6 protein-coding genes are annotated in these 7,100 nt (G+C 40.1%); 1 reads left to right on the top strand and 5 read right to left on the bottom strand.

Annotated features, from left to right (window positions below; all coding sequences use genetic code 11):
- Window positions 1-233: 233 nt before the first annotated feature.
- Entirely contained in the window at window positions 234-725 is a 492-nt protein-coding gene (locus MsAg5_RS03825) for a YqaA family protein (protein ID WP_338099300.1), read from the bottom strand.
- A gap of 213 nt (window positions 726-938) precedes the next feature.
- Between MsAg5_RS03825 and larAH6 the strand changes: the two genes are divergently transcribed.
- On the top strand, window positions 939-2,246 hold the full coding sequence (gene larAH6 / locus MsAg5_RS03830) for a nickel-dependent malate racemase, LarAH6 family (protein WP_338099301.1): 1,308 nt from the start codon (window positions 939-941) through the stop codon (window positions 2,244-2,246).
- A gap of 710 nt (window positions 2,247-2,956) precedes the next feature.
- Here larAH6 and MsAg5_RS03835 read toward each other — a convergent pair.
- The 4 genes from MsAg5_RS03835 to MsAg5_RS03850 form a co-directional block, all read right to left on the bottom strand.
- Window positions 2,957-3,187: a hypothetical protein gene (locus MsAg5_RS03835; RefSeq protein WP_338099302.1), complete on the bottom strand. Its 231-nt coding sequence runs from the start codon at window positions 3,185-3,187 to the stop codon at window positions 2,957-2,959.
- 300 nt (window positions 3,188-3,487) lie between these two features.
- Entirely contained in the window at window positions 3,488-4,135 is a 648-nt protein-coding gene (gene afpA / locus MsAg5_RS03840; RefSeq protein ID WP_338099303.1) for an archaeoflavoprotein AfpA, read from the bottom strand.
- A gap of 440 nt (window positions 4,136-4,575) precedes the next feature.
- Window positions 4,576-4,968 carry an MreA family transcriptional regulator gene (locus MsAg5_RS03845; RefSeq protein ID WP_338099304.1) on the bottom strand — a complete coding sequence of 131 codons (393 nt, stop codon included), beginning with the start codon at window positions 4,966-4,968 and terminating at the stop codon, window positions 4,576-4,578.
- Window positions 4,969-5,753: 785 nt separating this feature from the next.
- Window positions 5,754-6,644, bottom strand: coding sequence for a hypothetical protein (locus MsAg5_RS03850; RefSeq protein ID WP_338099305.1), 891 nt, complete (start codon window positions 6,642-6,644; stop codon window positions 5,754-5,756).
- Between the last annotated feature and the right edge of the window lie 456 nt (window positions 6,645-7,100).

Here is a 7,100-nt window from a genome sequence, read left to right on the forward strand (position 1 = left end):
CAAAATTTTTCGAATGAATGAGTTGCTTTAGATTTTTTTTGATATAATGATATAGACACGGCTTTTGTATATAAAACCTTTCTATTCGTGTTGATTTTGAAGGCCGTTGATTTGAAGGGCAATCACCCAAAAACTCAATGTCAGAAATAAAAAACGTCAAAGATGAAAAATATCAAATGAAAAACATCAAATGAAAAACATCAAATGAAAAACATCAAATGAAAAATAAAAAGTTAAAATCCGCCGAGCGTATACATGAAAAAAAGGGCGGCTAAAATATACCGGACAAATTTGCCCAAAAAGACGAGGAATGAAAACATGCCGAACTTGTATTTCAAAGCGCCGGAAACAAAGACGAGAGCGTCGCCGATAATCGGAACAGAAGAGAGGAGAAGCGACCATGCGCCGTACTTTTCAAAGAAGTCGCTGGCCATTTTGTATTTCTGAGGATCGATGATTGAAAAACGGCTGGTGACTTTGGTAATTCCCCAATAGCCGAGAACATAAGTCGTGACTGACCCGAGATATCCACCGATGGTAGCGGATAAAACAATTCCCCAGAAATTGGTTTCGCCGGCGGCGACCAAGGCGGCGACCATAGCTTCGGGACCGAGCGGCAAAATGGTGGCGGCTAAAAAAGACGTCACGAAGAGACTGATGAGGCCGTAATCGTTTAAAAAAGACGTAATCGGCGGAATCAGATCAGCAATGATAGAATATTCCAATATGAATGACGTGATCTCGTTCCACATTTTAATCGCTCAATAAAAATAAATCATACCATAAAAGTAAGTACGAAATAATATTGACTAATATATAAATAGTCCCATCTGTTTTATGTAGCAAGAATCAATTTTTTGACTTCAATAAAAACTGTCCATTCAAGTAAAAAACAAATTTAAGTAAAAAACAAATTCAAATAGATTGAAACAGATTGAATGGATTCAGTCACTTCAAATTTAAGAATCAAACCAGGATCAGAAACGATGACATCCAAAAACATTCAAATTCCTTATGGCAGCACCTCTGTTTCTTTCGATATTCCGGAATCCAATTTTGCGGGATATGTTTTGCCGACCGATGAAAGCGAATCGGTGGTTTCGTCCGACGAGATCGTCAGAAACGCGTTAAAAAAACCGATCGGAACAAAACGTTTGTCTGAAATGGTCCGCCCGGATCAAAAGATTGCGTTGATCGTCAACGATGTGACGCGTCCGACGCCTTCGAAATATTTGCTACCGTTTATCTTGGAAGAATTATCGGCTGCCGGCATTCCGGACAAGAATATCACCATTTACTGCGCGCTCGGCCTTCACCGCGCCCAAACCGAAGAGGAATTCCGGTACATTACCGGCGACGACATCTTCCAAAGAATCAAATGCGTGCAGCATGAAACCGGAACGTTCCCGGTCAAAAATCTCGGCAAAACCTCCCGCGGAACGCCGATTGAAATTTACACGGACATTTTGGAAAACGACGTCATTGTCGGCATCGGCGAGATCGGATTTCACTATTACGCCGGTTACAGCGGCGGCGCCAAATCGATTTTGCCGGGCGTCAGTTCCAAAGAATCGGTGATTGCCAACCACAAATTGATGATTGAGAAAAATGCGGCGTCCGGCCGTGTGGACAGTCCGGTGCGGCAGGATTTGGAAGAAGCCGTCAAAATCGTGGGTTTGGATTTCATTTTAAACGTCGTTTTGGACAGCCACAAAAATGTTGTCGCGGCTTTTGCCGGCGATTTTATTTCGGCGCACCGGGAAGGCGTAAAAGTCGTCGACCAATTGTACAAAATTGAAACCGAACCGGCGGATGCCGTCATCGTCTCATGCGGCGGTTTTCCCAAAGACATAAATTTGTATCAAGCCAACAAGGCGCTGGACAACGCAACGCAAGCCGTTATTGAAGGCGGTTCAATCGTTTTGGTATCGGAATGCCGCGACGGGATCGGCAACGCCGTTTACGACCGCTGGAACAAATGCTGTCCGACGCCGGACGACGCGATTTTAAAATTCAAGCAGGAGTTTGAATTCGGCGGCCACAAAGCCGCAACAACCGCAGCCGCTTCCAAGCGGTTTAATCTGTATTTGGTTTCCGCCATGGCGCCTGAAAGCGTCAAAGAGGCGTTTTTCACCCCCTGCAAAACCGTCGGCGAAGCCATTGAAATGATTCTGACCAAGAATCCGGACGCCAAGATCCAAGTGATTCCTTACGGCGGACAGACGCTCCCCGTGATGAAAGAGTGATAATTGACTCATTTTTTTCTCATTTCTCTTTTTTCATTTCTTTTTTGGCGAGTGGCCGGCGCGCGCGTTATGGCGACACTTTTTCGTTTTACGTTTTTAAAACCGGTCGTCAATTTTTATTTTTGATATCATGCAAACCACCCCGATTAAACAGACGCATTTCGCGTAAAAATTCAGTCGCTGCGCTCGGAATTTTTCAAGGGCGGTTGGAGGCTGTTCCCGTAAGTTCGCTTCGCGAACGGCTCCCTTCGGTCGCGGAAATATGTTCGGCAATTTCAATATGTCATAAAAGCCAACCCGTAAAATCAAACGCGATAGCGTTTGTATTTTACGGATACCGCGAACAGATACAATTGAGATGGCAAACTGTAGGTGCAAAACGGATTAGGAAATACCTGTATTGTTAGAAACAGTAGGTGAAAACTGAAATCTAAAAATAGTGAATAATGGGTACAAACTGAAATCTAAAACCGGTCAACTGTGGGTGCAAATTGAAAAGAAAAAATAAGAATAGGAAAAATAAACCGTTTTTTTGGAGAATAAATACAAGAAACACAAATGTTGCAAATATTAGAGTGTTTTGTAATATGTGGAAAGAGAGTTGTCGAGTGATTTCAAATTTAATTCAATTAAGTTAATGGCGAGTGATTTTTGGAGTTATAATTTTATAGGTTTTATGGATTATCTTGTTGTTTATTGTCAAATCAAAATCAGTAAACCCCAATTTCAGATTGGACGTTGATGCTGGAGTAGGTGATTTTGCTTTTCCGGTCCTCGAATTGTTCGTAGTATCTGGCGCGTTCGACCAGGCCTCTGAAAAATTCATCGTCTTCCGTCAATTTGATTTTGCCGGACATTTGTTCAAAGGTTTGGGAAACGTTGGTGCATTCCTGGAATTGGAAGGGTGTTAACATAATTTCTGATGATTCTGTGGCGCTCATTTGAAAGTCCTCCTGTCAAGCTTTTCTAATCAGACAGTAAACCTAAAAAGACGCCCATCCTTATTAAAAGAAAACGAAGCGGGGTGAAAGTATTAAAGTTTTAAAAAACGATGCGTACAGACATGATGTCGATGAAATAAAACCGAGTTCGGTTTTTACCGCCGCCGTTCGCGCGCCAATCGGAAAGGACAGCGAATCATTTGGAAGAATAAAAAGAAAAGAGAAAAGAACGACGAAAAATAAAAAATAAAGAAAAAGAAAAAAATAAAGAAAAAAAGAAAAGCAGAAGACTGCTTTTCATTAAGCGATTTTTTTGATTAATTTCGCGGGATTTTTAACAACGGTAATAGACTCCATCTTGGAGACTGTTTTGGCGTTTTTGACGTCGACTTTACGCATGGAAAGCGTAAACGTCCGGCCATCCGGCGCTTTTGTTTTCACTTTTCCGCCTTTGGCGTCCACTGCAAAAACATAGATCGGCAGATCACATTTTGCGGCCTGCGCAACGGCGTTTGTCAGAAGCGTATCGGAAATACCGTGAGCGATTTTCGCCACCGTGTTGGCCGTGGCCGGCGCGATGACGAGCGCGTCATATTTTCCCGTTTGCAAATCGCCGAGAATAAACGGCGAGTTGGCCGATTTTTCGACATGGAAAGACGAAAATTCATTTTGGATTTCATCCAGATCCTTGTACCATTTCAAAACGGTCTCACCCTCGACCGAAACGAAAACGTCCAGTGAATAGCCAAGCGATTTTAATTCTTTCATCACAACGACGGTCTCGTCCAAACGGTCACCGGCGCCGGTAATTCCCCAAGCCAATTTCATGGTTTTGCCGGGTTTTCCGGAACCGGCTTTAGAAGCCGCTTGTTTCTGTTTACCTTTACTTTCGGCGCCGGCGTTCTTTTGAACGTCAGCTGATTTTTGATTTGATTTTCCGGCAGACATCGAAATTCCTCACTGAAATATTTAACAATATATATGACAAATATAAAATGATAATATATAAAAATGGTGCTTGTAAAAATATGATAAAAGTGAAATAAATATTTGATAAATAATACAACAATATCAACAAAAAATAAGAAAAATAAAACAAATGATTAGAATTAGAAAACAAATGATTAGAATTAGAAAACAAAAGCAACATGCATCAGGATGAACATCATGACATAAATCACGGGAATGTATTCAAGAAAAAGTGTAAAGATATCAAAAATAAATAAGAGACCCCGATATCTTCAAAAAATGGAAGATCAGATTCCGAATAAATCGACAATAAGGGGCTTAGAGCTCCGCCTACCTACGAATGATTCAATGAATCAATAGTTCATTTCCGATTTGCATATATTGTTTTGGTTTTTGAATTGGCGCGATCGAGTTTTAACTCAGTCCAAATCATCTATACTGCCGTTATCTTTGACCAATTCTTTCAACCTTTCAACGCATTCCGTCCGCTCAGTAACCTCTTTTCGCGCGTTCTTCTCAATTGTCTCATAGATTTCTTCTTTAGAAATCAAGAGCCGGTAGTACTTAATCGGCCGTCCCGCTTTTTTAGACTTCACTTCTGTAACGCTCACCCAATTACTTTCTTCCAAACACTTAATGGCGTTGCTGACTTCCGGTTGTTTTAACCCGGTCAGCTGGCAAATGGTTGTGGAAGAAACACCCTCTTCGGTCGACAGACATAAAAGCGTTTTTGAAACCGATTTTTTAATGTTCAAGTTTTTAAACATTTCAATTCTTTTATCGTCCGTTTTTATTTTTTTATATTTTTCCATTTTTTATTCATCCTACAACATGAATTAGTATTCATAAAAAACAGCATTTCAGCAAAAATCATAAACGATTGTTTTTTTGTGTCTCTAATCACATTCTAATGTTTATATTATTTCCCATATTTTAAAGAATTAATAATATAATTAGAATATTAGAAAATTTCGCGCGTGCCTCAAATTGAATAATCGTCAGACAGTTCAAACAGATCGAACAGAGTAAATAATTTTTGATGAATGACAAATATTGATCATTTTACATTATATTTAAAAAATGACAAAATCTTTCAAATATAATTCATTTACACCATACTTTCGGATCAGACACGACTCGGAATTATTGAATAATAGACAAGCATCCAGTAGCGTTTTTTAGAACAAACGCGAAAAAACAATCCGGCAGATTGTTTTCGATTTATGTTTTGACTGTAAATTTAATTTTTAAGTCTACTGTTTTTGTTTTTGATGTTTTGAATTTGATTTTTGTTTTTTCGTTTTTATATATTTTTTATTTCATTGTTTTTGATTGATAATTTGTGAATCAATCCGTAGCAATTGTAATCACTCATTATATATAAAACTCTGATTCGATAACAAGAGGAATACCACCTTGAAACCGTATTTGCCGAGATCCAATAAGAAACCCGCCGGCGCCGTTTTTACATAAAATGAGAAATAATAATTGAGATTCCAATTATTTAATGAATTTCATCCGTCGTGATATTTAAAGATTACTACGAGAAGACAATTAAGAAGAGATGGAAAACAGATTCCATCTCACCTTTTGAAAATTAGTTCGATGTTTTTGAATCTTTAATCACCGGTTTAGCGGTGGATTTGGCATTGACCGGTTTAGCAGCGGGTTTTGCTGCAGGTTTTGCGGCCGGTTTGGCAGCAACTTTAGCAACCGGTTTTTTAGCAGCGGTTGTCTTAGCAGCCGGCTTAGCAGCGGGTTTGGCAGCCGGTTTTTTAACGGCAGCTGTCTTAGCGGCCGGCTTGGCGGCTGTTTTTGCTGCGGGTTTTGCGGCCGGTTTGGCAGCCGTTCTGGCAACCGGTTTTTTAGCAGCAGTTGTCTTAGCAGCCGGTTTGGCGGCTGTTTTTGCTGCGGGTTTTGCGGCCGGTTTGGTAGCGGCTCTGGCAACCGGTTTTTTAGCAGCGGTTGTCTTTGCTGCGGCGGTCTTCGCGGTCGGCTTGGCAGCCGTTCTGGTTGCTGTTGTTTTAGCAGCCGGCTTGGCAGCGGTTTTGGTTGCTGTTGTTTTGGCGGCCGGTTTGGCGGCAGTCTTGGTTGCGGTTACTTTAGCAGCCGGTTTTTTAGCAGCGGCAGTCTTAGCGGCCGGTTTGGCAGCCGTTCTGGTTGCTGTTGTTTTGGCGGCCGGTTTGGCGGCAGTCTTGGTTGCGGTTACTTTGACAGCCGGCTTTTTAGCAGCGGTTGTCTTGGCAGCGGCGGTTTTGGCGGCCGGTTTGGCAGCGGTTTTGGTTGCCGTTGTTTTTGCAGCCGGTTTTTTGGCGGCCGTTGTCTTTGCGGCGGGTTTTGCAGCCGGTTTTGCTTTAGATTTTTCATCCAATTTTTTGGAAATCGTTGCTTTTGCTTCGACAACATCTTTTTTGACTTTGTCGATTAACTTACTCGCTGTTTCTTTGACGGTATCTTTTTTAGCAGTACCTTTTCCATCAGTAACCATTTTAATTTCTCCAAAAATCAGTTTTTTACAGATTTGTACAGATTTTTACAATTTGTTTATTATATACCATTAAAAAAATGAATGTACAATCAAATCCGTCCCGTACAAAAATCTGTTCAAAGATTTCCTTAACAAAACCAATTCGATTGAGAAATATAATCTAATATTTGCAAACTTATTATTTATGTTAAATATATTTAAAATTTGCTTAAATTTTTGCCAATAAACGCGGAATTTTCGAAAAACGGAAGAAACAAAAAAACAAAAATCGTGAAAAAACAAAGAACGGAGAAATCGAAGAACACGACCGAAAAAATAGGCGCGAAAAATAAAATAAACAGTATCAGCAAAGCCGTTCATTTTCAATGAATCGAGACGAAAGACGAAAATGAAATCAACCAAAAAAAAAAAAAAAAAAAAAAAAAAAAAAAATAAAAAAAAAAAAAAAAAAAAAAA

The sequence above is a fragment of the Methanolapillus africanus genome (genome assembly GCF_032714475.1).
Lineage (GTDB): Archaea > Halobacteriota > Methanosarcinia > Methanosarcinales > Methanosarcinaceae > Methanolapillus > Methanolapillus africanus.

Excerpts from the sequence above, each read along its gene's own strand:
- larAH6 (WP_338099301.1), top strand. The coding sequence starts at position 939 with ATGGATTCAGTCACTTCAAATTTAAGAATCAAACCAGGATCAGAAACG.
- MsAg5_RS03835 (WP_338099302.1), bottom strand. The coding sequence starts at position 3,187 with ATGAGCGCCACAGAATCATCAGAAATTATGTTAACACCCTTCCAATTC.
- afpA (WP_338099303.1), bottom strand. The coding sequence starts at position 4,135 with ATGTCTGCCGGAAAATCAAATCAAAAATCAGCTGACGTTCAAAAGAAC.
- MsAg5_RS03845 (WP_338099304.1), bottom strand. The coding sequence starts at position 4,968 with ATGGAAAAATATAAAAAAATAAAAACGGACGATAAAAGAATTGAAATG.
- MsAg5_RS03850 (WP_338099305.1), bottom strand. The coding sequence starts at position 6,644 with ATGGTTACTGATGGAAAAGGTACTGCTAAAAAAGATACCGTCAAAGAA.